This is a genomic window from Streptomyces sp. NPDC002467 (assembly GCF_042889825.1).
Taxonomy (GTDB): Bacteria; Actinomycetota; Actinomycetes; order Streptomycetales; family Streptomycetaceae; genus Streptomyces.
The window spans coordinates 54,665-79,790 of the sequence record NZ_JBIARJ010000018.1 but is presented as its reverse complement, the minus strand read 5'-3'; the positions used below and the strand labels follow the sequence as shown (position 1 = coordinate 79,790).

Annotated in this window: 26 protein-coding genes; 12 read left to right on the top strand and 14 right to left on the bottom strand. The window is 70.6% G+C overall.

Annotated elements, in window-relative coordinates:
- Window positions 1-73: 73 nt before the first annotated feature.
- Window positions 74-1,039, bottom strand: a complete 966-nt coding sequence (locus ACFYYJ_RS31190) for a hydrogen peroxide-inducible genes activator (protein ID WP_385132711.1) — start codon at window positions 1,037-1,039, stop codon at window positions 74-76.
- Between the two features lie 135 nt (window positions 1,040-1,174).
- Between ACFYYJ_RS31190 and ACFYYJ_RS31185 the strand changes: the two genes are divergently transcribed.
- Window positions 1,175-1,729, top strand: a complete 555-nt coding sequence (locus tag ACFYYJ_RS31185) for a peroxiredoxin (RefSeq protein WP_389137409.1) — start codon at window positions 1,175-1,177, stop codon at window positions 1,727-1,729.
- Between the two features lie 3 nt (window positions 1,730-1,732).
- Window positions 1,733-2,272 (top strand): alkyl hydroperoxide reductase, encoded by a 540-nt coding sequence (locus ACFYYJ_RS31180; RefSeq protein WP_384743150.1) that lies wholly within the window; start codon window positions 1,733-1,735, stop codon window positions 2,270-2,272.
- Between the two features lie 109 nt (window positions 2,273-2,381).
- Here the strand turns inward: ACFYYJ_RS31180 and ACFYYJ_RS31175 are convergent, their stop codons facing one another.
- The 5 genes from ACFYYJ_RS31175 to ACFYYJ_RS31155 all read right to left on the bottom strand — a co-directional run bounded on the left by ACFYYJ_RS31175 (window position 2,382) and on the right by ACFYYJ_RS31155 (window position 8,073).
- On the bottom strand, window positions 2,382-3,056 hold the full coding sequence (locus ACFYYJ_RS31175; RefSeq protein ID WP_385132717.1) for a hypothetical protein: 675 nt from the start codon (window positions 3,054-3,056) through the stop codon (window positions 2,382-2,384).
- Entirely contained in the window at window positions 3,053-4,375 is a 1,323-nt protein-coding gene (locus ACFYYJ_RS31170; protein WP_385132719.1) for an AI-2E family transporter, read from the bottom strand. The genes ACFYYJ_RS31175 and ACFYYJ_RS31170 overlap by 4 nt, the downstream gene beginning before the upstream one ends.
- Before the next feature lie 121 nt (window positions 4,376-4,496).
- Window positions 4,497-5,198: a transglycosylase SLT domain-containing protein gene (locus tag ACFYYJ_RS31165; RefSeq protein WP_384595878.1), complete on the bottom strand. Its 702-nt coding sequence runs from the start codon at window positions 5,196-5,198 to the stop codon at window positions 4,497-4,499.
- 444 nt (window positions 5,199-5,642) lie between these two features.
- Complete coding sequence (locus tag ACFYYJ_RS31160) at window positions 5,643-6,959, bottom strand: PhoH family protein (protein WP_385132722.1); 1,317 nt, start codon at window positions 6,957-6,959, stop codon at window positions 5,643-5,645.
- A gap of 352 nt (window positions 6,960-7,311) precedes the next feature.
- Complete coding sequence (locus ACFYYJ_RS31155) at window positions 7,312-8,073, bottom strand: isoprenyl transferase (RefSeq protein ID WP_384743164.1); 762 nt, start codon at window positions 8,071-8,073, stop codon at window positions 7,312-7,314.
- Between the two features lie 133 nt (window positions 8,074-8,206).
- Between ACFYYJ_RS31155 and mgrA the strand changes: the two genes are divergently transcribed.
- Window positions 8,207-9,244: an L-glyceraldehyde 3-phosphate reductase gene (gene mgrA / locus ACFYYJ_RS31150; RefSeq protein ID WP_385132725.1), complete on the top strand. Its 1,038-nt coding sequence runs from the start codon at window positions 8,207-8,209 to the stop codon at window positions 9,242-9,244.
- Window positions 9,245-9,375: 131 nt separating this feature from the next.
- On the opposite strand, the gene ACFYYJ_RS31145 is transcribed toward mgrA, so the two are convergent.
- Window positions 9,376-10,167: a prepilin peptidase gene (locus ACFYYJ_RS31145; protein WP_385132728.1), complete on the bottom strand. Its 792-nt coding sequence runs from the start codon at window positions 10,165-10,167 to the stop codon at window positions 9,376-9,378.
- Window positions 10,168-10,430: 263 nt separating this feature from the next.
- Here ACFYYJ_RS31145 and ACFYYJ_RS31140 point away from each other — a divergent pair, with 263 nt between their 5' ends.
- From ACFYYJ_RS31140 to ACFYYJ_RS31130, 3 genes are all read left to right on the top strand, one after another.
- Window positions 10,431-10,799, top strand: a complete 369-nt coding sequence (locus ACFYYJ_RS31140; RefSeq protein ID WP_385366689.1) for a DUF192 domain-containing protein — start codon at window positions 10,431-10,433, stop codon at window positions 10,797-10,799.
- A gap of 59 nt (window positions 10,800-10,858) precedes the next feature.
- Window positions 10,859-11,476: an SMI1/KNR4 family protein gene (locus tag ACFYYJ_RS31135; RefSeq protein WP_385127342.1), complete on the top strand. Its 618-nt coding sequence runs from the start codon at window positions 10,859-10,861 to the stop codon at window positions 11,474-11,476.
- A 278-nt stretch (window positions 11,477-11,754) separates the two neighbouring features.
- Window positions 11,755-13,044 carry an ABC transporter substrate-binding protein gene (locus tag ACFYYJ_RS31130; RefSeq protein ID WP_385366690.1) on the top strand — a complete coding sequence of 430 codons (1,290 nt, stop codon included), beginning with the start codon at window positions 11,755-11,757 and terminating at the stop codon, window positions 13,042-13,044.
- Window positions 13,045-13,191: 147 nt separating this feature from the next.
- Here ACFYYJ_RS31130 and ACFYYJ_RS31125 read toward each other — a convergent pair whose 3' ends face one another.
- The 4 genes from ACFYYJ_RS31125 to ACFYYJ_RS31110 all read right to left on the bottom strand — a co-directional run bounded on the left by ACFYYJ_RS31125 (window position 13,192) and on the right by ACFYYJ_RS31110 (window position 17,067).
- Complete coding sequence (locus ACFYYJ_RS31125) at window positions 13,192-13,821, bottom strand: hypothetical protein (protein ID WP_385127345.1); 630 nt, start codon at window positions 13,819-13,821, stop codon at window positions 13,192-13,194.
- Window positions 13,822-13,944: 123 nt separating this feature from the next.
- Window positions 13,945-14,274: a nuclear transport factor 2 family protein gene (locus ACFYYJ_RS31120; RefSeq protein WP_385127347.1), complete on the bottom strand. Its 330-nt coding sequence runs from the start codon at window positions 14,272-14,274 to the stop codon at window positions 13,945-13,947.
- 198 nt (window positions 14,275-14,472) lie between these two features.
- Complete coding sequence (locus tag ACFYYJ_RS31115; protein WP_389137403.1) at window positions 14,473-15,285, bottom strand: polysaccharide deacetylase family protein; 813 nt, start codon at window positions 15,283-15,285, stop codon at window positions 14,473-14,475.
- 192 nt (window positions 15,286-15,477) lie between these two features.
- Window positions 15,478-17,067, bottom strand: a complete 1,590-nt coding sequence (locus ACFYYJ_RS31110; protein WP_385361856.1) for an MDR family MFS transporter — start codon at window positions 17,065-17,067, stop codon at window positions 15,478-15,480.
- Between the two features lie 134 nt (window positions 17,068-17,201).
- Here ACFYYJ_RS31110 and ACFYYJ_RS31105 point away from each other — a divergent pair, with 134 nt between their 5' ends.
- Entirely contained in the window at window positions 17,202-17,780 is a 579-nt protein-coding gene (locus ACFYYJ_RS31105) for a TetR/AcrR family transcriptional regulator (protein ID WP_389137400.1), read from the top strand.
- A gap of 179 nt (window positions 17,781-17,959) precedes the next feature.
- On the top strand, window positions 17,960-18,775 hold the full coding sequence (locus ACFYYJ_RS31100; RefSeq protein ID WP_385361852.1) for a class I SAM-dependent methyltransferase: 816 nt from the start codon (window positions 17,960-17,962) through the stop codon (window positions 18,773-18,775).
- On the opposite strand, the gene ACFYYJ_RS31095 is transcribed toward ACFYYJ_RS31100, so the two are convergent.
- Window positions 18,772-19,215, bottom strand: a complete 444-nt coding sequence (locus tag ACFYYJ_RS31095; protein WP_385361862.1) for a nuclear transport factor 2 family protein — start codon at window positions 19,213-19,215, stop codon at window positions 18,772-18,774. The two genes, ACFYYJ_RS31100 and ACFYYJ_RS31095, sit on opposite strands and share 4 nt — an antisense overlap.
- Window positions 19,216-19,315: 100 nt before the next feature.
- Here ACFYYJ_RS31095 and ACFYYJ_RS31090 point away from each other — a divergent pair, with 100 nt between their 5' ends.
- Window positions 19,316-19,855 carry a TetR/AcrR family transcriptional regulator gene (locus ACFYYJ_RS31090; RefSeq protein ID WP_389137398.1) on the top strand — a complete coding sequence of 180 codons (540 nt, stop codon included), beginning with the start codon at window positions 19,316-19,318 and terminating at the stop codon, window positions 19,853-19,855.
- A gap of 20 nt (window positions 19,856-19,875) precedes the next feature.
- On the opposite strand, the gene ACFYYJ_RS31085 is transcribed toward ACFYYJ_RS31090, so the two are convergent.
- Both ACFYYJ_RS31085 and ACFYYJ_RS31080 read right to left on the bottom strand, forming a co-directional pair.
- Window positions 19,876-20,967: a hypothetical protein gene (locus ACFYYJ_RS31085; protein ID WP_389137396.1), complete on the bottom strand. Its 1,092-nt coding sequence runs from the start codon at window positions 20,965-20,967 to the stop codon at window positions 19,876-19,878.
- A gap of 53 nt (window positions 20,968-21,020) precedes the next feature.
- Complete coding sequence (locus tag ACFYYJ_RS31080) at window positions 21,021-22,097, bottom strand: hypothetical protein (RefSeq protein ID WP_389137394.1); 1,077 nt, start codon at window positions 22,095-22,097, stop codon at window positions 21,021-21,023.
- A 463-nt stretch (window positions 22,098-22,560) separates the two neighbouring features.
- Between ACFYYJ_RS31080 and ACFYYJ_RS31075 the strand changes: the two genes are divergently transcribed.
- The 3 genes from ACFYYJ_RS31075 to ACFYYJ_RS31065 all read left to right on the top strand — a co-directional run bounded on the left by ACFYYJ_RS31075 (window position 22,561) and on the right by ACFYYJ_RS31065 (window position 25,098).
- Entirely contained in the window at window positions 22,561-22,842 is a 282-nt protein-coding gene (locus ACFYYJ_RS31075) for a hypothetical protein (RefSeq protein ID WP_385127362.1), read from the top strand.
- A 126-nt stretch (window positions 22,843-22,968) separates the two neighbouring features.
- Complete coding sequence (locus ACFYYJ_RS31070) at window positions 22,969-24,321, top strand: WD40 repeat domain-containing protein (protein WP_389137392.1); 1,353 nt, start codon at window positions 22,969-22,971, stop codon at window positions 24,319-24,321.
- 141 nt (window positions 24,322-24,462) lie between these two features.
- Complete coding sequence (locus ACFYYJ_RS31065) at window positions 24,463-25,098, top strand: HdeD family acid-resistance protein (protein WP_385127366.1); 636 nt, start codon at window positions 24,463-24,465, stop codon at window positions 25,096-25,098.
- The last annotated feature ends 28 nt before the right edge of the window (window positions 25,099-25,126 follow it).

Genomic DNA, 25,126 nt, shown 5'->3' with positions numbered 1-25,126 from the left:
GGGTCCGGGGGCGGAGCCCCCGGCAGCGGCGCCTCACCCGGTTCGCGGCCCGGGGGCGCGGGGCCGGCCCCGGTCAGTCCGCCAGGGAGACCGGGAGGAGCCGCACCGCCTCGCGGAGGGCGGCGGCGACGGCCTGGAACTCGTCCTGCCGCGCCGTCCCCGTCCGCATCGCCAAGGCGACCCGCCGCACCGGCGCGGGCGCCGCGAAGTACCCCGTGGCCAGCCGATCGTTCCGCGCGGTCTCCAGCCTCAGCGCGGTCCGCGGCAGCAGTGTCACTCCGAGTCCCCCTGCGACCAGTTGTACGAGGGTGGACAGCCCGGCGGCGGTCGTCGTGACGTCCGCGTCCGAGGTCCGCCCCGCCTCGCGGCAGATGTCGAGGGCCTGGTCGCGCAGGCAGTGGCCTTCGTCCAGCAGCAGCAGTCGCAGCCCGCGCAGTTCCTCCAGCGGTATGTCCCGGCGGCCCGCCAGCTCGTGCTCCCGGGGCGCCAGCAGCACGAACTCCTCGTCGAAGAGCGGCAGTTCGGTGACGCCCGGTACCCCCAGCGGCACCGCGAGCAGCAGCAGGTCGAGCCTCCCGCCGGCCAGCCCCTCCAACAGCGAGGCCGTCTGCTCCTCGTGCACTTGGAGGTCCATCCCGGGGTAGCGCCCGCGGAAGAGACGGAGCACGGTCGGCAGCAGGTACGGCGCCACCGTGGGGATCACCCCGAGGCGCAGCACCCCGGTGAACGGCGCCCGTACGGCCTCGGCCTCCTCCATCAGCCCGCCCACGGCGTCCAGCACCACCCGCGCACGCGCCGCGATCCGCTCCCCCGCGGGCGACAGCAGCACCTTGCGGGTGGTCCGTTCCAGGAGCCGTACGCCGAGGGCCTCCTCCAGTGCGGAGACGGCCCCCGAGAGCGCGGGCTGGCTCATGCCGATCGCCCCGGCGGCGTCCCGGAAGTGCAGGTGCTCGGCGACCGCCGCGAAGGCGCGCAACTGCGCGAGGGTCGGCTGCTTCACCGGCCTCGCCGGCTTCGTTCCCCTGTTACCCGTAGCCACTGATAGGCACCTCCGATCACCTGCCGCAAGAGTAGCTATTTCTTTAATCAATCCTGGTGTGCCAGCATGTGAGATCCGTCCAACCCCCTCGGAAAACCCCCAAAAAGGGCTCTTTCCATTCCGTAAGGAGAGCGCGTGCTCACTGTCGGCGACCAGTTCCCCACCTTCGACCTGACGGCCTGCGTCTCGCTCGAAGCAGGCAGCGAGTTCGCGCAGATCGACCACAAGACGTACGAGGGCAAGTGGAAGGTCGTCTTCGCCTGGCCCCTCGACTTCACCTTCGTCTGCCCGACCGAGATCGCCGCGTTCGGCAAGCTGAACGAGGAGTTCGCCGACCGCGACGCGCAGATCCTCGGCTTCTCGCTCGACTCCGAGTACGTGCACCATGCCTGGCGCAAGGACCACGCCGACCTGCGTGACCTGCCCTTCCCGATGATGTCCGACATCAAGCGCGAGCTGTCGACCGACCTGGGCATCCTGGGCGAGGACGGCCTGCCGATGCGCGCCGTCTTCATCGTGGACCCGAACAACGAGATCCAGTTCTCGATGGTGACCGCCGGTTCCGTGGGCCGTAACCCCAAGGAGGTCCTGCGGGTCCTCGACGCCCTGCAGACCGACGAGCTGTGCCCGTGCAACTGGAACAAGGGCGACAGCACCATCGACGCCGGCGCCCTGCTGGCCGGTGAGTGAGCGATGTCCCTCGACTCCCTCAAGTCCGCCATACCGGACTTCGCCAAGGACCTGAAGCTGAACCTCGGTTCGGTCATCGGGAACCAGGACACCCTCACCCAGCAGCAGCTGTGGGGCACGGTCCTGTCCTGCGCGATCGCCGCCCGCTCCCCGCTCGTCCTGCGTGAGCTGGAGCCGGAGGCGAAGGCCGTCCTGTCCCCGGAGGCGTACACCGCCGCCAAGTCCGCCGCCGCGGTCATGGCGATGAACAACGTCTTCTACCGCACCCGCCACCTGCTCTCCGACCCGGAGTACGGCAACCTGCGGGCGGGCCTGCGGATGAACGTCATCGGCAACCCGGGCGTGGAGAAGGTCGACTTCGAGCTGTGGTCCCTCGCGGTCTCCGCGATCAACGGCTGCGGCCAGTGCCTGGACTCGCACGAGCAGGTCCTGCGCAAGCACGGCCTCGACCGCGAGACGGTCCAGGAGGCCTTCAAGATCGCCTCGGTGATCCAGGCCGTCGCCGTCACCCTCGACGCGGAAGCGGCCCTGGCCGCCGAGTAGTCACCCGTGGGAGAGCAGGGCCCCCGCAGCCGTCACCGGCGGCGGGGGCCCTGCCCGTACCCGGCTCCCGGTTCCCCGCTCCCGGCACCGCGCGGGCCCGGGCGGGCGTTCACCGCTTCCTCAGCGCCTCCATCATCACGCGCGCGTCCTCGACCATCGCCGCCCTGAGCGCGTCCCCGTCGGCCTCGGCGTTGTTCCCGTTCTCCGCCCACCACACCGCGGTGATCGTGAAGACCGCCCCGCCGTCGAGCACCTGGAGCTGCGGCTCCTTCGGCGCCCCGCCGATCAAGGCCCGTTCCCCGAGCCCGGGTACCTCCTGCGGCCCGTCGAGTTCCTCGTCCCCGTACGGATCGATCAGGAGCGACGTGCCGAACTCCGGCCCGGGGTCGGTCTTCTTGTGCAGGTAGACCCGTACCTGGCTGTAGTACGAGGCCTTCCCCGGGATCCGCAGCGAGTTGTAACCGCACGTGGCCCAGTCGAGCGCGGGACTCCCGCCGCGGCTGCGCCGGCCCTTCTCGAACCCTCCGGCCAAGGTGCCGAGCCCGCTCAGCGGCGCGTCCTTGCACAGGTCCTCGGAGTGCCGGTACGAGATCCTCGGCGCGGCGGAGAACCGATCCTGCAAGGCCGGCAGCCCCGCCCACACCGCGGAGGCCACCAGGGCCCCGCCGAGCGCCCACACCCACGGCAGGCGGCGTCCCGCGGGCCCCCGGGGAGCCTCGTGCCGTGCCTCCTCGGCCGGAGGCCCGCCCGACCACTCGCCGTCGAGCTCGGGCTCGCCGATCACGCCTGCGGGCCGTCCGTGACACCGACGGCCGTCGCACCGTGCGGCGCGGGGCCGACAGGACCGACGGCGGGGTGCAGTTGCTCGCGCGAGTACGCCCGCAGGTAGACCACCACCGTGTTGGTGACGGCCACCAGCGGCACGGCCACCACCGCTCCGCCGATGCCCGCGATCATTCCGCCGGCCGCCACGACCAGCACCACCGCGAGCGGGTGGACCCGTACGGCCCGGCCCAGGATGAAGGGCTGGAGCACGTGCCCCTCGATCTGCTGCACCGCGAGCACCACGCCCAGCACCGCGAGCGCGATGACCGGACCCTGCGTCACCAGCGCCACGACCACCGCGAGGGCGCCGGAGATGACCGCGCCGACGAGCGGGATGAAGGCGAACAGGAAGATGAAGACGGCGAGCGGCACGGCCATCGTCACGTCGAGGAAGTAGAGCCCGAGGCCGATGAAGACGGCGTCGATGAGCGCGACGAGCACGGTGCCGCGCACGTACGCGGTCAGCGTGCGCCAGGCGCGCGGACCGGCGCCGGCCATGCCGGGGCGGGCGGTGGCCGGGACGAGCCCCAGCACCCAGGTCCAGATCTTCTTGCCGTCGTAGAGCAGGAAGAGCGTGGAGAACATCGCGAGCAGCATGCCCGTCAGCACCTCGACGAGCACCGTCACGCCCTGCAGACCGGCGGAGGTGATCTGCTCGGTGTTGGTGCCGATGGTCTCGCTGAGGTTCTTCGCGATGTCGTTGATCTGCTTCTCGGTCACGTGGAACGGACTGTCCAGTGCCCAGGTCTTGAGTTCGTTGATGCCCTCGCGGACCCGGTTGGACAGGTCGTCGAGGTTCTCCATGACCTGCCAGACCACGAACCAGCCGACGAGCCCGATGATGACGAAGCCGAGGATCGCGGTGACGGCCGTGGCCAGTCCGCGCGGCATGCCGAGGCGGCGCAGCCGGACCACGAAGGGCTGGAGCAGCGCGGTGACGAGCATGGCGGCGGCGAAGGCGAGGACGACCAGCCGCACTTCGCTGATCACCTTCATCAACACCCAGAGCATCCCCGCGAGGAGCAGCAGCCGCCAGCTGGCCTCGGCGGCCACGCGCATGCCCCACGGGACCACGCTCGCCGGATCGGGGCGCTCGGGCAGGGCGACGACGGCCGGTGCCCGGTCGCGCTCGGGCGCCGGCCCGGGCCCGGGCACGTCACGGCCCGGCAGGTCGCCCCTCGCCTCGGCCGCGATCTCGGCGCGCCGCTCGTCGAGCGCCGCCTCCATCCGGTTCAGCCTGCGCCCCAGCCGGCCGAGCCAGCCTGCCGTCTTCGACATCTCTTTCCCTTCCCCCCGCCCCGTGGTCACACCTCGAAAGACCGTACACGCGAGGAGCCCCACACCGTATGACGGTGTGGGGCTCCTCGGGGTTGAGCAGGGGGTGCGGCGGCCTCGCGGCCTAATACCAGCCGTTGGCCTGGTGGAAGCTCCAGGCGCTGCACGCGCTGCCGTACCGGCTGTTCATGTAGTTCAGGCCCCACTTGATCTGCGTCGCGGGGTTGGTGCGCCAGTCGGCGCCGGCCGAGGCCATCTTCGAGCCGGGGAGCGCCTGGACCAGACCGTACGCGCCCGAAGACGAGTTCACGGCCTTGTAGTTCCAGGTGGATTCCTCGTTGATGATGTTCGAGAAGCACTGGAACTGGCCGGCCGGGACCATCTGCCGGGCGATGTCCTTGACCTGGGCGACCGTGTACGAGCTCTGCAGGGCGAAGTCGCCGGCGTCGCGGGCGGCGGAGCGGCTGGCCACGTCCTTCGCCTCGCGGTCCGCCTTGGCCTTGGCCTCGGCGTCCGCCTTCTCCTTCTCCGCGGCGGCCTTCTTGGACTTGGCGTCCTCGGCGGCCTGCACGCGGGCCGCCTCCTCCGCCGAGCGCTTGGCGTCGGCGTCGGCGGCGTGGGCGATGGTGTCGGCCTGCTGGGTCAGGGACCCGCTCTGGACCGATGCCTGGTCGCCGACCGGGATGTCGGTGAGGAGAGTCGCGCCGGACGCTGTCGTTTCGAGGTCGTTCGAGGGGTCGCCGGCGGCAACGCCCACGACTGCTCCGACGGTGGTGACCGCGGTGGCCGAAGCCACTGCGAACCCCCGGACCGAGATCCGGCTCACACGGTGTCCTTCCAGCAGCGTCCGCAGTGACCGCGCGGGCGCAATATTGCCCTCGACTCTGGCCTCCGTGGTTCTTGGGTCACTGGAGGCGCTGGCCCGTGGGCAGCTCCCTCGCGGGGGCTGCGCTTGAAACTCCGGGCGGCATACGGCAATCGACTGTGGAGTTGTGGTGCTGCGCGTACCTCACGGGAGGTACAGGTGTGCCGTATGCGGGGCCTGACGGAAACCAGACTCTGCCGGAACGCCACGCCGCAAGGCAATTCTCCGTTGCGTGGGAAAGGTCACACCTGGCTCGTTGCCGCTGATTCGTCCAAAGGCCTGTGCAGCACGACGCCGCCCGGCTAGGCTCTCGGGCCTTTGCCGGGCGGCGCCAACTCTCTTTCCCGCTATGGGCGTTTTACCCCTCTGCGCCCCTCGCGGATCCCTCGACCTCCTCCGTGCTCCTTACAGCGATTCGAGCATCTCGGTGACGAGCGCCGCGATCGGGGACCGCTCGGATCGGGTCAGCGTGACGTGCGCGAAGAGCGGATGCCCCTTCAGTTTCTCGACCACGGCGACGACTCCGTCGTACCGGCCGACCCTGAGGTTGTCCCGCTGGGCCACGTCGTGGGTGAGAACGACCCGCGAATTCGCCCCGATCCGGGACAGAACGGTCAGCAGGACGTTCCGTTCCAGCGACTGGGCCTCGTCCACGATGACGAACGCGTCGTGGAGCGAACGGCCGCGGATGTGCGTGAGCGGCAGGACCTCCAGCATCCCGCGGTTCAACACCTCCTCGATGACCTCTTTGCCGGCGACCGCCGAGAGGGTGTCGAAGACCGCCTGCGCCCAGGGGCTCATCTTCTCGTTGGCGTCCCCGGGCAGATAGCCGAGGTCCTGACCGCCCACCGCGTACAGCGGCCGGAAGACCATCACCTTCTGGTGCTGCCTGCGCTCCAGCACCGCCTCCAGGCCCGCGCACAGAGCCAGCGCCGACTTTCCTGTGCCGGCCCGGCCGCCCATGGAGATGATGCCGATCTCCGGGTCGAGGAGGAGATCGAGCGCGATGCGCTGCTCGGCGCTGCGGCCGTGCAGCCCGAAGGCCTCGCGGTCACCCCGTACGAGCTTGACGTTGCCGTCGGCCGTGACCCGGCCGAGCGCCTTGCCGCGCTCGGACTGCAGGACCAGTCCCGTGTGCACGGGCATTTCGGCGGCCTCCGGCACGTAGAGCCGGTCCTCGGAGTAGAGGAGGTCGATCTGCTCCCCGGAGAGGGCGAGCTCGCTCATACCCGTCCAGCCCGCGTCGGTGATCGCGAGCTCGGCGCGGTACTCCTCCGCGAGCAGGCCCACCGAAGAGGCCTTGATGCGCAGCGGGAGATCCTTCGAGACGACCGTGACGTCGTAGCCCTCGGCCTGGAGGTTGCGGGCGACCGCGAGGATGCGCGAATCGTTGTCCCCCAGCCTGAAGCCGGCGGGCAGGACACCCGGGTCGGAGTGGTTGAGCTCGACGCGCAGGGTGCCGCCCAGATCACCCAACGGGATGGGGGCGTCGAGGCGACCGTAGCGAACCCGGAAGTCGTCGAGCAGGCGCAGGGCCTGGCGCGCGAAGTAGCCGAGTTCGGGATGGTGCCGCTTGGCCTCCAGCTCGGTGATCACCACGATCGGGAGCACGACCTCGTGCTCGTCGAAACGGGAGATCGCGTTGGGGTCTGCCAGCAGGACGCTGGTGTCGAGGACGTAGGTCCGCCTGTCGGGCAGGCGGCGCTTTGTGCTGGTCACCACGGAAGGACGTACCCCCTCGGAAGAGGTCGGGCCATGAAGACCGGACCGGTCATCGGCACCCATGCCGGGGCCGATTTCCGGCCCTCCCACTCCGTCCGTGCGAACCGCACGTGCGTCCTGGTGCAAAGGGCCTCCCGGGCGGACGACCCCATGCCGTCCGCTGAGACTCGACACCCGTGGATCGGGCATCGACCTGAAAGGGATATTCCCCGATCAGGCCAGGCCATGCCTTGGCATATGACGGACGCTCGGTGAATCCCTGGTTAAGGGTGGGAGGGGAGGACGTGCCGGGGCCCGAGGCGCCGTCAGGCGCCCCGGGGGGCCGGGTGGAGCGAGGGGCGGCGGAGGGGGCTCAGGTGCCGTAGCGCCGGTGGCGGGCCGCGTAGTCGCGCAGCGCGCGGAGGAAGTCGACCTTGCGGAAGGCCGGCCAGAAGACCTCGCAGAAGTAGTACTCGGAGTGCGCGCTCTGCCAGAGCATGAATCCGGACAGGCGCTGCTCGCCGCTGGTGCGGATCACCAGGTCCGGGTCGGGCTGGCCGCGCGTGTAGAGGTGCTCGGCGATGTGGTCGATGTCCAGGATCTCGGCGAGCTCCTCGAAGGAGGTGCCCTTCTGCGCGTGCTCCAGCAGCAGCGAGCGGACCGCGTCGGCGATCTCCTGGCGGCCGCCGTAGCCCACGGCGACGTTGACGAGTATCCCGTCGATGTCCTGCGTGGCCTGCTCGGCCTCCTTCAGGACGGTCTGCGTCTGCGAGGGCAGGATGTCGAGGTTGCCGACGTGGTGGACGCGCCAGCGGCCGTCCGCGGCGAGGCCCCGTACGGTGTTCTCGATGATGTTGAGCAGCGGGCGGAGCTCGACCTCGGGCCGGTCCAGGTTGTCCGTGGAGAGCATCCACAGGGTGACGACCTCGACGTCCGTCTCGGTGCACCAGCCCAGCATCTCGGAGATCTTGTCGGCCCCGGCCTGGTGGCCCTGCTCCGTCGTGCCTCCGGACGCCTTCGCCCAGCGCCGGTTCCCGTCCAGGATGACGCCGATGTGCTTGGGCGCCGCGTCATGGTCGATGCGGCCTTCCACCCGGCGTGCGTAGAGCCTGTACACCAGGTCGCGCAGCTTCACGATCTTCCAGCCCCTCCGTGCAATGCCCCCGAGCGATTGCGGTGCGGTCCCACCCCCGAGGCGGCCACATTACTGCGCGCCGGGAGGGGGTACCCAACTCGGTCTGTCACAACTCCGTGATAGGGAGGACAACGTGACTGATACCAATCCCTATCGGGCAGAACCCTCGCGCTACGACTCCATGGAGTACCGGCGCACCGGCCGCAGCGGCCTCAAGCTCCCGGCCGTCTCCCTGGGCCTCTGGCACAACTTCGGCGACGACAGGTCCCTGGCGTCCCAGCGGGCGATCCTCCGCCGTGCCTTCGACCTCGGGATCACCCACTTCGACCTGGCGAACAACTACGGCCCGCCCCCCGGCTCGGCCGAGCTGAACTTCGGCAAGATCTTCGCGCAGGACTTCGCGCCCTTCCGCGACGAGCTGATCCTCTCCACCAAGGCCGGCTACCTCATGCACCCGGGGCCGTACGGGGAGTGGGGCAGCCGCAAGTACCTGCTGAGCTCGCTCGACGCCTCGCTGAAGCGGATGGGCGTGGACTACGTCGACGTCTTCTACTCGCACCGCTTCGACCCGGAGACCCCGCTGGAGGAGACCATGGGCGCCCTCGCGTCCGCGGTCCGGCAGGGCAAGGCGCTGTACGTCGGCGTCTCCTCCTACACGGCGGAGCAGACGGCCGAGGCGGCGCGGATCCTGCGCGACATGGGCGTGCGCCCGCTGATCCACCAGCCCTCGTACTCCATGATCAACCGCTGGACGGAGGAGGACGGCCTGCTCGACACCCTGGAGGAGGCCGGCATGGGCTGCATCTCCTTCGCGCCGCTCGCGCAGGGGCTGCTGACGGGCAAGTACCTGAAGGAGATCCCCGAGGGCTCGCGGGCGACCCAGGGCAAGTCCCTGAACCCGGCGCTGCTGTCCGAGGACGTCGTACGGCGCCTCAACGGACTGAACGAGATCGCCGCGCGGCGCGGGCAGTCGCTGGCCCAGCTGGCGCTGACGTGGGTGCTGCGCGACGAGCGCATGACCTCGGCCCTGATCGGCGCGTCGAGCGTGAAGCAGCTGGAGGAAAACGTGGCGGCGCTGGCCGGAGACCGGCTCTCTGAGGCCGAACTGAAGGAGATCGACTCCTTCGCGGTGTCCACGCCCGGCACGAACATCTGGGCCCAGCGCGGCTGACCTGCGGGTTTGCTCGATCGGCCCGGAGAACGAAAAACGGGCCGGTCCGTGGGGGGGATACGGACCGGCCCGAGGGGGGGGTTCCACCATAACCCTTCGTAAAGCGTGATGCGTGCATTGCGGCGACACGATTACGCTCCGAAACCGCCCAGCAGCACTCCGGTGAGTGCTCCGGCGGCCATGAAGGGGCCGAAGGCGAAGGCGCGCTTCCGCGCGTCGGGGCCCTTCAGGGCCTGCGGGAGGCCGTACAGGGCCCCGTAGAGGAAGCCCAGGAAGGCCCCGAAGGTCCATACCCCCCACCCGTACCACCCAAGAGCGACCCCCAGCGAGAGCGCCAGCTTGACGTCGCCGAAGCCCAGGCCCGCGGGGTTGATCAGGTACAGCAGGAGGTACGCGGCCCCGAGCGCACCGCCCCCGAGCAGCGCGCCCCGCCAGTCGCCCGCGGCGCCGGGCAGGAGGGCGGCCGCGGCGAGTCCGGCGGAGGTGGCGGCGGCGAGCGGCAGGGTCAGTACGTCGGGCAGTCGGTGCACGGCCAGGTCGACGAGGGCGAGCAGCACGAACAGCGGGGCGAGCCCCACGTACACCCCCGCCTCGGGGCGCGCCCCGACGGCGGCCGCGAGCACGGCGCAGACCGCGGCGGTGAGCACGGCGAGGGGGGCGCCCCGCCGTCCGTAGGCGTGCGCCTCGGCCCTTTCGGGCGGTGGCCCGCCGGGCCGCGGCGCACCGGCCGCCGCCCGCGGCGCGTCGGCGTCCGCGCGGCAGCGGGCCGGGCCGAGCCAGCCGGCCAGCCGGTGGCCCTGCGGGCAGCTGTCCCGCCAGGGGTCTCCCGGCTCGACGGAGAGCCGGTACGCCGCGCGCGGCAGCAGCCGTCCGGCGGCGGCGCCGTAGCCTGCGGCGGCGAGGACGATCAGCACGACACCCATCCGGCGACGGTAGCGCCGACCGGGTGATGGCGGGTGCCGCTGCGCGGAGCCGTCCCCTACCCGCCCTTCCTCCGTTCCCCGGGGCTCCGCCCCGGACCCCGCGCCTCGAACGCCGGCGGGGCTGAAAGATCCAGCCCCGCCGGCGTTCGAGGCGACGGGCGCGAAGCGCACGTACGGGGTCCGGGGCGAAGCCCCGGTTTCGGGAAGGGGCGGGGTGGGGGAAGGCCCCGCGCAGCGGCACCCACCGCCCTACGCTGGCCGCCATGGCGAACTGGCGGGACGGCAGAGGCACCCTCACCATCGGCGGGGCGACGGTCCCCCTGGAGGTCGCCGCGAGCTACCGCGCCCGCACGCGCGGCCTCCTCGGCCGGGACGGGATCACCGGCGCGCTCCTGCTCACCCCCGCCGCGAGCGTGCACACCTTCCGCATGCGGTTCGCCATCGACGTCGCGTACCTCGACCGGAACCTCCGCGTCCTCGCCGTCACCACCATGCCCCCCGGCCGCCTCGGCCTGCCCCGGCTGCGCGCCCGGCACGTCCTGGAGGCCGAGGCCGGGGCGATGGCCGGGTGGGGACTGCGGGTCGGGACGACGGTGAAGGCGGACGTATCCGGGCGTCTCGACCGCGGCTAGGCGAGGCCCCTCACCAGGGGTAGGTTGGGGCGGTTGAGCTGGGGTCTCAGGGGAGCGGCATGACGGAGAACGCGCGGATCAAGGCGCTGGAGCAGATCATGCCGGCGACGCACGGGGCCGACGAGGACATCGACTGGCGGTCGGCCGAGGCGGCTTGGGGGACCCGGTTCCCGGCCGATTTCGTGGCGTTCATGGGCCGCTTCGGCGCGGGCTCCATCAACGGCGAGGCCAGTGTGCTGCTTCCGCTCCCCAAGCCCGGACTCCAGTGGGACCCGGCGGAGATGACCGAGGAGACCGCCAACGCCCGCCAGATCTGGGAGGACGAGGGCGGCCGGGCCGCCTTCGACGTGGATCCGGAGTCGATCCTCGCCTGGGGCGTCACCGGCGGCTCGGACATCCTGTGCTGGCTCACCTCCGACCCGGACCCGGACCGGTGGCCGGTCCTCGTCTGCGGGCGGCACACCGCGGACTCCTTCGCCGTGTACCCGTACGGCATGGCCGAATTCCTGTACCGGCTCTGCTCCGACGAGTTCGACGTGAGCCCGGTCAGCATCACCTTCTGGGACGGCGGCCACCTCAGCTTCGTGCACTGGCGCAAGGCCCAGCGCCGTTGGCAGGAGGGCCGCAACCCGGAGACCGGCGAGCCGGACCCGTACGCCGGCGACTTCGCCGACTAGCCACACCTCCCCGCGGCCTCCGGCCGGTTCCAGCCCGTTTCGAAACAGGAAACGGGCTTTTCGGCATGTCTACGCGCGTCCGAATTGTGGATCTCATATCGGAAAACACAATAAGAAAAAGGCCCACTTGGAGCATTGAACACAAGTGAGGCCCCAATGGAACCAACCCACCCCCCTTCAGGAGAGAATTCCGGCCAACGGGCCACGGAGGGACACCCCAGCCCGGAGTGACTCATAAGTAGCATCGACATCCAAAAGAAATTCAGGGGAATACGCCCGTGCGACGAAGGATTTCCGGAGCGCCCGCCACCGCGGTCGTGCTCGGTCTGTTGGCCTCTCTGACCGGATGCGGTGGCGACTCCGGGGACGCCGCGGACGGCGAGGGCACCCTCCACCTGGTGGCCGCCGAATACGGCGACACCGCGGCCACGAGTTCCAAGGCTTTCTGGGACAAGGTGACGACCGATTTCACGGCCGCCCACCCCGGTATCAAGGTCAAGGTGGACCTCCGCCCGTGGGCCGACATCGACCGTGAGGTCGCCCGTATGGTCAAGGCCGGCAAGGCGCCGGACATGGCCCTGATGGGCTCCTACTCCGACTTCGCGGCGCAGGGAAAGCTCTATTCCGCGGACGAGCTCCTCTCGGTGACCGCCGAGGCGAACTTCCTGGAGCCCCTCGCCGAGGCCGGTTCCATCGGCTCGACCCTCTACGGCCTGCCCTTCGTGGCGAGCAGCCGCCTGCTCTTCTACAACGACACGCTCTTCGAGAAGGCCGGCATCAAGGCGCCCAAGACCTGGCCCGAGCTCAAGGCCGACGCGCAGGCGCTCAAGAACAAGGGCGTGAAGTTCCCGTACGCGATGCCCCTGGGCCCGGAGGAGGCGCACGCCGAGGCGCTGATCTGGGAGCTCAGCAACGGCGGCGGCTACGCGGACAGCAGCGGCAACTACAGCCTGGACTCCGACCAGAACATCAAGACCTGGAACTGGGTGAAGGAGCAGCTGGTCGCGCCCGGTCTGGTCGGGCCCGTCCCGCCGTCCAAGCTCAACCGCGCCGACGCCTTCGCCGAGTTCCTGAACGGCAACGTCGGCATGCTCAACGGCTACCCCTCGCTCCTCCACGAAGCGCGCGCCAAGGGCATCAAGGTCAACGCCGTCCCGATGCCGGTCTCGGACACCCTCGGCGCCGGGGAGACCCCTCCGACGGTCGGCGTGGCCGACTGGATGATGGCGTTCAAGCAGAACGGCAACGGCAAGGCGATCGGTCAGTTCCTGGACTTCGTCTACCAGGACAAGAACCTGTCGGAGTTCGCCAACCGGTACCACCTGCTGCCGTCGACCACCTCCGCATCGCGCGCCCTGGGGGGTGCCAACGGCATGGACTCGAACGACACGCAGTTCCTGACCGCGCTGCGCGGCGCCCAGCTCTACCCGGTGAACGACCCCACCTGGGTGACCGTCAGCGACAGCATCAAGCGCAACATCGGACGCGCCGTCGACCCCGACGGCAACCCGAAGGCCGTCCTCGAGGAAATCAAGGCCAAGGCGAACGAGGCCAAGAAGCAGCACTGATGGTCCCCTCGATCCGGGACCTTCGCCCCCTGTCGCGGCAGACCCCGTGCGGCAGGATGGGCAAGACGGCACTCGATCCGAGGCCGCGGCCCGGTCGCCCGCGAAGCACCCACAAGGTGCGCGGGGCGACAGGCCACACCCCGTCCGTCAGCGCTGCTTGCCGTGGTCCTCGGCGAACGCCGTGCGGTACTGCTCGCAGCTGGAGTCCCAGCGCAACGTACCCGTGAGCGTCCCGTAGCCCTTGCGCGTGACGGACCATTCCACCGTGTACTCACCGGTGTCGCACGCGATCCGCTTGCCGCCCGCGACCTTCTCGCGCCCCGTCGCCGGCTTGCCCGTCAGCTCCTGGTGCACCTCTCCCGCCTTGGCGCGGTCCCCGGCGCGCCGCAGGACGGCGTGCACGACGATCGGGTGCCTGCCCTCCTTGGTCGTCAGCGTCTTCTTGACCACCGTCGACTCCGACACCGCCCACGCGAACTCGTAACCCGGTTGCCAGGCGAGGGTCTTGGGGTCGGGGGCCTGCCGCTCGTACTCCGGTGCGCCCGCGGGGCCGGGGCGGGTGACCGTCTTGTACTGGATCCCCGGGTGGAAGCGGAACTGGGCCTCCACCTTGTGCATCTCGTCCTTGGTCCACATCGACTTCATGGCCTTCTCGCCATCGGACGGGTCCTGGAGGTACGAGGTCCCCTCGGCGGCGGTGGCCGCCTGACCGAGGGCGGGAGCGAGGGCCGCCGCGGCGGTGGCCAGGGCGAGAGCTGCGATGCGGGTGCGCTTCATGCCCGGTCCAACGGGGCCCCGCGGCGGGCCGGAACGACGCCGGGCGCGCATTCACCCGTACGGGAGCCCGCGGGGCGCGGAGCGTCCCGTCCGGGGCCCCTGGCCGCCTGTCGGCCCGTCGGCCTACGCCTGGCCGGTTTCGAAGCGGCTGATCTTTCCGCCACCGGGGGCGATGGTGAACCGCCAGGCGGTGCGCATCTCGCCCCAGGTGTCGTTGCGGTAGCTCACCACGAGGGCGCGGCCGCCGTCCGCCTCGGACTCGACGTCCATGTGGCCGTTGGAGGAGAAGATCTCCCTGTCGGTCCAGTCCTCGACGTCACGGTCGGATCCGTCGTCGGACATGGTCGCGTCGCCGGTCAGGACGGCGAGGAAGGCCTCCTTGTCGTGCGCGTTGACGGCCCTGACGAAGGCGGCGACCACGGGGTCGGAGAGTTTGGCGGGGGCGATGCTCACGGGGCCTCCAGGGGGCTTCGGCGGGCGTGCGGGCGGGCGTACGTGCGTACGCGCCCGACCAGGGAACACCCGGGGCCGGGCCGGATCGGCGATCCTCACCCGTTCGCCGCCGGACGGCGTGTCAGGAGCCGTGTCTCGGGCGGGCCGCGACTCGGGGGCGCCGGGCTCAGGAGGGCCGTGGCTCAGGAGGGCCGTGGCTCAGGAGGTGCGGACCGGGAAGCCGGTGGGTCGGCCCTGTTCCTTGAGCCATGCCAGCACTTGGTCGAGCGCCTCGACGGTCTGCGTGCGGCTGCCGCCGCCGTCGTGGAAGAGCACGGTGGGGCCGTTGCCGATCTCGCGCTTCACGGCGGCGACGATGGCGGCCGTGCCGGGCTTCTCGAAGTCCTTGGTGTCGACGTTCCAGCCGAGCGGGCGCATGCCGTTCGCGGCGGCGATGCGCCGGCTGTCGGGGGTGAACGCGCCGCCGGGAGCGCGGTAGTAGTCGACCTTCGCGCCGCCGCCCGCCGCCTCCTCGATCAGCCTCTTCGCCTCCAGGATCTGCTGCTCCTGGTAGGCGAGGGGCTTCTTGTCCATGGACGTGTCGTGGCTCATGGTGTGGTCGCAGAGCCGGTGCCCGGCCGCGACGACCTGCTTGACCACGTCGGGGTTGGCCTTGGCCTGTGTTCCGATCATGCAGAAGGTCGCCTTGACGTCGTACTTCGCGAGCACGTCGAGCACCTTCGGGGTCCATCGGGGGTCGGGGCCGTCGTCGATGGTGATGTTGACCGCGTTCGCGCCGCCCTCCGACGCGTGGGCTATGGACTCGGGTATCCCCCGGGGTTGCAGCCCCGGCTGCCGCCCTGACGACCGGTCACCCTTCGCGTCGTCACCGCTGTCCTGCTGCCGGGACACGTTCCGCTGTGAGGTCGTGTGTCCCGAGTCGACGAAGGCCGCCACTCCCCACACCGTCGCCCCCACGGCGACGGCCGAGGCCACGACGGCCGCACGGGCCCGGATGCCCTGCTTGTCCATGCTGTCCACTCCCCATCCGCCTTGTCAGCGTCCTGTGGATCAGGACGATCAGGACAGCGGGGAGGTTCCAGCCAATTGGGCCTTAAAATCCAGCTAATGGGACAGATGGGACTCGTGTGACGAGGCAAAAGCCCGGCCCCGGTGGACCGTTGGTCCACCGGGGCCGGGCTTTCGCTGTGCCGTCCTCACCCGTCAGTGGGCGAGCGACTCCTGCGGTGCCGGGGCAGCCTTGTCGCCCTCGGCGCCGCCGGCCGAGGCCGGGCCGGCGCCCCGCAGCGGGACCTCCTTGACGAACCAGGCCGCCAGGAAGCCCAGTACGGCGATGGCCGCGCCGAGCAGGAACGCGGAGTGCGTACCGGCCGCCACCGCGTGCTGGTAGGCGTCGCGCACGGCCTCCGGCAGCTTGGCCAGGCTGGCGGCGTCGAGCTGGGCGGAGCCGGCGGCGTTCGCGGCCTGCGGGCCGAGGCGCTCGGACATGGTGTCCGTGACGCGGGTCGTGAACAGGGAGCCCATGAGGGCCACGCCGAAGGAGCCGCCGAGCGTACGGAAGAGGGTCGCCGAGGAGGAGGCGACGCCCATGTCCTTCATCTCGACGCTGTTCTGCGCGACCAGCATGGTGATCTGCATCAGGAAGCCGAGTCCGGCGCCCAGGACGGCCATATAGAGGCCGGAGACCAGGCGGGTGGTGCCGGTGTCCATCGTGGCGAGCAGGAACAGGCCGACGACCATGAGCGCGCCGCCGATGATCGGGAACATCTTGTACTTGCCGCTGTTGGTGGTGATGCGGCCCGCGATCAGCGAGACGACCATCATCGAGAGCAGCATGGGCAGCAGGAGCAGGCCCGAGTTGGTGGCGGAGGCGCCCTGCACGGACTGCTGGAACAGCGGGAGGTAGAGCACGCCGCCGAACATCGCGAAGCCGACCAGGAAGCCGATCACGGACATCAGGGTGAAGTTGCGGCTGCGGAAGATGTGCAGCGGCATGACCGGCTCGGAGGCCTTGGTCTCGGCGTAGACGAAGGCGGCGATGGACAGGACGCCGAGGACGATCAGGCCGATGATCTCGCCGGAGCCCCAGGCGTACTCGGTACCGCCCCAGGTGGTGACGAGCACGGTGGAGGTGATCGCGATCGTCAGCAGCGCCGCGCCGAGGTAGTCGATCTTCGGGCGGGCCTGGTCGGTCCGCTTCGGCAGGTGCAGCACCGCCGTCACCATCGCGAGCGCGACGGCACCGAGGGGCAGGTTGATGTAGAAGGACCAGCGCCAGCCCATGTGGTCGGTGATGGTGCCGCCGACCAGCGGGCCGCCGATCATGGCGAGGGCCATCACGCCGGCCATCATGCCCTGGTACTTGCCGCGCTCACGGGGCGGGATCAGGTCGCCGATGATCGCCATGACGCCGACCATCAGACCACCGGCGCCGAGGCCCTGGATCGCACGGAAGCCGATGAGCTGGCCCATGTCCTGGGCCATGCCGCTGAGCGCGGAGCCGATCAGGAAGATGACGATCGAGGTGAGGAAGGAGCCCTTCCGCCCGTACATGTCGCCGATCTTGCCCCAGATCGGGGTGGAGGCCGCGGTGGCCAGGGTGTAGGCGGTGACCACCCAGGAGAGGTGCTCCAGACCGCCGAGCTCGCCGACGATCGTGGGCATCGCGGTGCCGATGATCATGTTGTCGAGCATGGCCAGCAACATTGCGATCATGAGGGCCATGAGGACGACCCGAACGCTGCGCGGCTTCACCTCCTCGGAGGTCCCGGCCGTTTTCGCCACGTCCACCATGTTCCACTCCCCGTGTACTTCTTCTGGTACTTATTCGTTCACCGGCACTTACTTGCCGCCCGGCTAGTTCACTACACTGGGGAAGGTAGACCCGTAACTTGCCGGGCGTCAAGTAAGTAAGTCTGAGGAGAGTCATGTCCAGCAGCAGTCCGCAGCGCCGCCGTGGCGACACGCGTCAGCGCATCCAGGACGTCGCACTGGAGCTCTTCGCCGAACAGGGCTACGAGAAGACGTCGCTGCGCGAGATCGCGGAGCGGCTGGACGTCACGAAGGCGGCGCTCTACTACCACTTCAAGACCAAGGAAGACATCATCATCAGCCTCTTCGAGGACGTGACCCGTCCCATCGACGAGCTGATCGCGTGGGCCGAGGAGCAGCCGCGCACCCTGGAGACCAAGCGCGAGGTGCTGCGCCGCTACAGCGAGGCGATGGCGGCCGGCGCCTCCCTCTACCGCTTCATGCACGAGAACCAGGCGACGACGCGCGAGCTGAGCATCGGCGAGACGGTCAAGGCCCGGCTGTTCCGGCTGATCGAGCTGCTGCGGACGGAGGACGGTCCCGTGACGGACCAGGTCCGCTGCGTCAGCGCCCTGTTCACGCTGCACGCCGGGATGATGTTCCTCCAGCACGTGGAGGCCGACCCGGAGGAGACCCGCAAGGCCGCGCTGGAGGTCGCCACGGACCTCATCACCCAGGCCCACCCGGCGCCGTAGCCGGCGGTGCGCGAACGGGTCGGGCGGGACGTACCGGCCCGTCCGACGGACCGACGGCCTGATGGACCGATGACCTGACGGACCGATGGACCGACAGGCCTACTGATCGATGGGCCGACAGGCCGATGGGGCCGGCGCGGCACCGCGCGGGCGCCCGGGGCGGCCTGTACGTTCCCGGCATGTCCGCCAGCACGGTCACCCCGACCACCCCCGCACCCGGCCGGTCGCGTCACCCGTACGACGCCTGCCCGCTCTGCTCGGCGCCCGACATCTCCGAGCTGCGCACGGGCGACTGCTCACACCACGCGCTGTACAAGCCGGTCGTCTCGCCGCTCATGGTGTGGATGCGGTGCGGCGCGTGCGGACACGTCTTCACCGAGGGCTACTTCACGGACGAGGTCCGCGCCGAGGTCTTCTCCTCGACCCACCCGAACCAGCGGCCGGGCGCGGACTTCGAACAGAACCGCTACGTCTCGGCACGCATCGTGGAGCGCGTCGCCCGCCACGCCCCGGACGGCGCCTGGCTCGACGTCGGTTTCGGGAACGGGTCGCTGCTGTTCACCGCGGAGGAGTGGGGCTTCCAACCCCAGGGCCTCGACCTGCGCCCCGCCACGGTCCAGGCGATGCGCGCGCTCGGCATCGACGCCCATTGCGCCGACCTCACCGCACTCGACGAGCCCGGCCGGTACTCCGTGATCAGCCTGGCCGACGTACTGGAGCACATGCCGTACCCCGGCCAGGGCCTGGTCGCCGCGCACCGGCTGCTGCGGGAGGACGGCGTGCTCTTCGCGTCGATGCCCCACTACGACTGCGCGGCCTGGCGCCTCCTCGACGCGCGCAACGCCAACCCCTACTGGGGGGAGCTGGAGCACTTCCACAACTTCAGCCGCGCCCGCTTCTACTCCCTGCTGGAGGAGCACGGCTTCGAACCCCTCCAGTACGCGGTCAGCGAGCGCTACCGGCTGTGCATGGAGGTCATCGCACGCCGCCGTTAGGTGCGGGGCGGACCGAGGCGACGGTCCGCCTCGTCGATCGGGACGTCGTTGATGCTCGCCTCCCGCCGGCTCATCAGGCCGTCGGGGGCGAACTCCCACTGCTCGTTGCCGTGGCTGCGGTACCACTGGCCGTCGGCGTCGTGCCACTCGTACTCGAAGCGGACGGAGATGCGGTTGCCGGTGTACGCCCACAGCTCCTTGCGCAGCCGGTAGTCGAGCTCGCGCTCCCACTTCCCGGCGAGGAACTCGCGGATCTCGGCGCGGCCCGTGAGGAAGCGGTCGCGGTTCCGCCACACCGAGTCCTCGGTGTACGCGAGGGAGACGCGTTCGGGGTCGCGGCTGTTCCAGGCGTCCTCGGCGGCCTGGACCTTGGCGCGCGCGGACTCCTCGGTGAAGGGCGGCAGGGGCGGGCGTACGGCGGTGGTGTCGGTCACGGTGATCCATCCCTCTCGGCGGGAACGAACGACGGGGAGAACGCTCGTTCTCCACCCTAGAGAACGAGCGTTCTCCCCGCAAGGGAATCTGGACTACCCTGCCCGTATGGACGACGAAGAGGCCCGCGCCCGACTGCTGGACGCGGCGGAGGAGCTGTTCTACGCGGAGGGCATCCAGGCGGTCGGCATGGACCGCATCCGCGCCGCGTCGGGCGTCCCCCTCAAGCGGCTCTACCGACTCTTCCCCGCGAAGGAAGCCCTGGTCACGGCCTATCTGGAGCGCCGCGACCAGCGCTGGACGCGCAGCCTGCGCGATGCCGTCACCGGGGCCCCGGAGCCGGTGCCCGCCGTCTTCGACTGGCTGGCGGGGTGGTTCTGCGAGCCGGAGTTCCGTGGCTGCGCGTTCCTGAACGCGTACGGGGAACTGGGCACCGGCCCGGCGGCGGTGCTGGACGTCGTACGCCGCCACAAGGCGGAACTGCGCGCACTGCTCGGCGAGTTGGCCGGGCCGGACCGCCCGGGGCTCGCGGACCAGCTGCTGATCCTGGTCGAGGGCGCCACCGTGGTGGCGGCCCTCGACCCCGGCCCGGACCCGGCCCGCCGGGCGCGGGAGGCCGCCGAGCGGCTCCTCACCGCGACCGGCTGAACCGGGGCCGGGGGGACCGGCTAGTTCTTGTGTCCGTGCCGGACGTCCAGGCAGAGCGCCCACACGTCGGTGTAGCTGCCCTGGGAGGGCGAACCGCCGCTGTGGGTGGAAGCCGTCCAGTACGACGGGTCGGAGCTCCCGTCGGCGAACGGCGTGCCGGCGGCGTCGCTCGGGAAGCTGCCGTTGAGGTGGGGGCCGCCCGAGGTCGCCTTGCTGAAGTCGGTCGTGGTCACGTTGCCGCCGCTGATGGCCGCGCCGCCGCTGACCAGCCGGCCGTCCTCGCGTGAGCAGCCGGTGCTCGCCGTCGTGCCCGTCGAGGCCGTGTTCGGGCCGTCGACCTCCTTGAAGCGGACCGTCGTGGCGGTGTGCTCGAGATCGATGTCGTCCGTGCTGCAGATCGCGTAGGCGTAGGTCATGTTGTCCGCGCCGCGGCCGCCGCCGATCCCGCCGACCGCCGTCCAGGAGTCGGGGTCGCGCTCGCCGTCGCCCGCCGCGATCGAGCCGTAGTGGTGTGCGGCGTCGTTGAAGGTGGGGAAGCTCGCGATCGGCTTGAGGCTGCCGACGGAGGCCGGGGTGGTGCGGGCGCCGCCGCCGATCAGGACGGTGTTGGCCGGGCAGGTCGCCGTCACGAGCTTGGAGGAGAGCCCGCTGGTGGGGCCGACGGCCTTGTTCATGACCACCTGGGTGTGCCGGATCAGGTTGCTCCGCAGGCAGATCGCGTACGGGGTGGTGGAGAAGGCCTCGCTGCTGCGGCTGCCGCTCCCGCCCATCGCCATCCAGTGCGTGGCGTCGGTGCCGACGACGCCGGGGGCGTCGGTGTACTCGGTGACGCCGTCGGCGCTGGGCACCACGCCCATCACGTGGTTGCCGTTGGACATCTCGTCGTTGCCGATGGCCTGGTCGGCCCCACCGCCGGAGACGAGGCCGTCGGGACAGTCGGCGTGCGAGGTGACCCCGGTGAAGGGCGTCGCGGGGCCCATGGTGGCCCCGGGGGTGACGACGGTGACGTCGGCCGTCTTGGCGTACGCGGCTCCCGGCACCGCGACGGTCAGCAGGCCGGCCAGGAGCAGTGCCTTGGCCGTGGCGGAGCTCCGCCGGAGTTTCGTGCTCATGGGGTTCTCTCTCTTGTTTCCTCGTGCGTGGACGGTTGGCGGCAACCGGCCGCTCAGACGCCGTCGCTGGCGCACAGCGCCCAGGCGTCGGTGTGGGTGCCGGGCGAGGACTGTCCGCCGGTGTGGGCGGACGCCGTCCAGTACGCCGCCGTGGTGGTCCCGTCGCCGACCGCGGCGCCGCCGGAGGTGCTGGGGAAGCTGCCGTTGAGGTGGTCGCCACCCGAACCGGGGCCGGTGAAGTCGGTGGTCGTCACGTTGCCCCCGCTGACCGCGGCGCCGCCGCTGACCAGCTTCCCGTCGTTCTGGCCGCAGCCGACGGTCGCGGTCTGACCGGTGCTGCCGGTGGTGGGGCCGCTCACCTCGCTGTAGCGGACCTTCACCGTGGCGCCGCCGACGTTGATGCCGCTTCCACTGCAGATGGCGTAGGCATAGGTGTAGTTGGCGCTGTTGGTGCCGTTGTCCCAGCCGACGGCCGACCAGGAGTCGGGGTTCGTCTCTCCGTCCGCCGCGGCCTTCGCGCCGAAACCGTGCGCGGAGTCGTTGAAGGTGGGGAAGCTCGCGATCGTCTTGAAGGTGCCCGTGTTGCCGGGGGTGGTACGGGCGCCGCCGCCGAGCAGGCGGGTGTTGGCCGGGCAAGTCGCCGTGACGCGGCCCACGGTCGCCCCGGTGGTGGGGGTGTTGGCCTTGTTCATGACGACCTGGGTGTGGTTGATCAGGCTGCTGGTGAAGCACATCGCGTAGGGCGTGGTGGAGAAGGAGGCGTTGACCTGACCCCCGCTTCCGCCGATGCCGAGCCAGTGCGTCACGTCATTGCCCACGACAGCGGTGGAACCGGTGTATTCGGTGGTGCCGTCGGAGCTGGGCGAAGTGCCGTTGACGTGATTGCCGTTCACGCCCGAGCCGGTGCCGATGGCCTGGTTGACGCCGCCGCCGGAGATCAGGCCACTGGAACAGTCGGCGTGGGTCGATATCTCGGAGTTGGCGGAGGCGGGTCCGCTGCTGGCCCCGGGGGTCTTCACGGCCACGCCCACGGTGTTGGCGTAGGCGGTCGCCGGTACGGCCAGGGCCAGTACGGCGCCGAGTACGAGCGTCCTGCCGTTGGCGAAGCGGCGCAGAAGTCCTGCGTTCATGTGGATCTCCCCATCTGACGGGCGGTGAGCGACAAGCGGCGGGCCGCGGTCGAAGACGGCGCGGCGCGCGGTACGCGGTGCGGCGCGTAGCGGAGCGTTGTCCGGAGGCGGGGGTACGGGCGTCGTCGGGCGTCGTCGGTGCGGAGCTGCCACGGCATCACAACGGCTGCCTGCCTCGCGGATGTACGCCGCTCAGGGGCAGACAAGGGGTTCGGACCGGCCATCTCGCCACCCTGTCCGGAGCAGCACATGCGGACTCTAGCAGCCTCTTAACGCCGCATCTACATAGGAAATTCTTACCTTCGAGTAGCAGATGCCTGGTTTAACGATCGACCGTCCCGGCGGGCTGGGCGTTCCGGCATCCGGCGTACGGGCGGGTGTCACGGCCCGCGCGGGCCCGCGCGCGGTCGTAGCGTCGCAGGCGGACCCCGTCCCCCCTCCGCTCAGGAATCGAGGAACCGAGATGGCAGTTCTGGTCTACAACCGGAGCGCGGATTGGACCCAGGAGACCTACGAGGCCATCCACGAGCGGGTGCTCCCCGACCCGAAGAACCCGCCGGCGGGGCTCCTGGTCCACACCGCGTCGGCGGACGAGCGGGGCGGTTGGATGGTCGTCGACGTGTGGGAGTCGGAGGCCGACTACCGGCGCTTCGTCGAGGACAGGATCGTTCCCGCCGCACGGGAACTCGGGACGCCGCCGTTCGACACGCACATCAGCGAGATCTTCTACCACCTGATCCCGTAGCCGGGACATCGAGGCGCCAGTCGGCGCAACCTGTGGGGCGCGGCCGGGAAGACAGGGAAGGGGTGTGGCCGAGAACGCCAACGACGGCGACGCGACGGCGACGGCCGCACCCGAGAGGCAGCGCGAATGACCCCCTCCACGTTTCTTGCCGACCTTCCCTTCGCACGGGGACGACGCGCCGAACGCGCCCCGGACCGGCCGTGGTCGAGGAAGAGCAGGGCCCCGGTCGCATCGGCACTGGGTGCGGCCCTGGTGTTCGTCCTGCCCGGGGTGGCAGTGGCGGCGCCGGGCGACCCGGACACCGGCTTCGGCACGGGCGGCCGGGTCACCACGGACTTCGGCGGTTTCGAGCAGGTCAACGGGGTGGCCGTACAGCCCGACGGCAAGATCGTCGCCGTCGGGCTCACCGACACGGGCGGGGCCGACGGCGGCGTCGACAACTTCGCGGTGGCCCGGTACGACGCCAACGGCACCCCGGACAACACCTTCGGCACCGGCGGCCGGTTGACCACCGACTTCGGCGGCGCCGCCCAGGCGGTTGCCGTGCAGCCGGACGGAAAGATCGTCGTCGTCGGCCACGGCGACGACGACTTCGCCGTGGCCCGCTACAACGCCGACGGCAGCCCGGACACCACCTTCGACAACGACGGCAGGGCCACCACCCAGTTCGGCGGGGTCGACCAGGCCCGCGCGGTGGCGCTGCGACCCGACGGGAAGATCGTCGTCGCCGGCCTCAGCAACGCGGGCGGCACCTACGACTTCGCGGTGGCCCGCTACAACAGCAACGGCAGTCCGGACATCGACTTCGACGCAGACGGCAGGGTGACCACCGACTTCGAGGGCGGCCTCGACCAGGTCTTCGGGTTGGCGCTGCGGCCCGACGGAAGGATCGTCGCCGCGGGGTCGGCCAACGGCTTCGGTGCCGACGACTTCGCGCTCGTCCAGTACGACGGTGACGGCACCCTGGACTCCGGCTTCGGCACCGGCGGCAGGGTGACCACCGACTTCGGCGGCCTCGACCAGGCCCGCGGGATGGCCCTGCAGCCCGACGGCAAGATCGTCACCGCCGGCCTCGGCGGCTCGGGCAGCACCTCCGCGTTCGCACTGGCACGCCACAACGCCGACGGCAGCCCCGACGCCGGCTTCGGCACCGACGGCCGACTGACCACGGCCTTCGGTGCCACCGGCAGTGCGGCCGCGGTGGCGGTGCAGAGCGACGGCAAGATCGTCGCAGCCGGGCAGGGCGGCTCCGGCTTCGCACTGGCCCGCTTCAACGGCGACGGCACCGCGGACACCTCCTTCGGCACCGGCGGCAAGGTGACCACCGACTTCGCGGGCGCCGACGACGGAGCGCACGCGCTCGCCGTGCAGGCCGACGGCAAGATCGTCGCCGCCGGGGCCTCATCGGGGGCCGCAGGCGACTTCGCACTCGTCCGCTACCAGAGCGGCGCCACCTCGTCCGCGCCCCGTCGGCCGTAGCCCCTCGGCGCCGCCGCACCCGTTTTCCCGGATCGGCAGGCCATGTCAAAACGACATAAAATGGACGTGAAGGGTAGACAAGGTCCGTCCGGCGCCTTCGAGGCGCCCCCGCGGGCCGTTCGGCTAGCCCAGGAGGCGGTGATGGCCGTATCCCCCGACACGGGATCGCAGTACAACCACAGTGACCCCGAGGACACCCTCAAGCAGATCGGCGGCTCGTGGCACTGGGCGCTCGGCCTGGCCCTCGCGACCCTGATCCCGGGCATCCTCATCCTCGTCTGGCCCGACGAGACCCTGCACATCCTGGCCGTGATCATCGGCCTCCAGCTGCTGGTCGTGGGCGGCTTCCGCTTCGTCGCGGCCTTCACTCACAGCCGCGACGGGGGCGGCAGCAGACTGGCCGCCGTCCTCATCGCCATGCTGGCGATCCTGGCCGGAGTCCTCGTACTGCGGCACCCCATGCAGACGATCGGAGCGCTGTCCCTGATCGTCGGAATCTTCTGGCTGCTAACCGGCGTCCTCACGACGTACGTCGCGATCGCCGACCGCTCGCTCGTGCACCGCGGCCTGACGATCGGCCTGGGCATCCTCGGTGTCGTCGCCGGCATCGTCGTGCTCTGCTTCCCCGTGGACTCCGCGGTGGCCCTGACACGGTTGCTGGGGCTGTGGCTGGTACTGCTCGGCGTGTTCGAGGTCGTGGCGGCCTTCGCCCTGCGCTCCGCCACCCGCCGGCTCGTGGCACCCGGCCCCCCGCGCCCGTCCATGCCTCCGGACTGAACGGAAAAACCCGCTGTCCGTCGGGCCG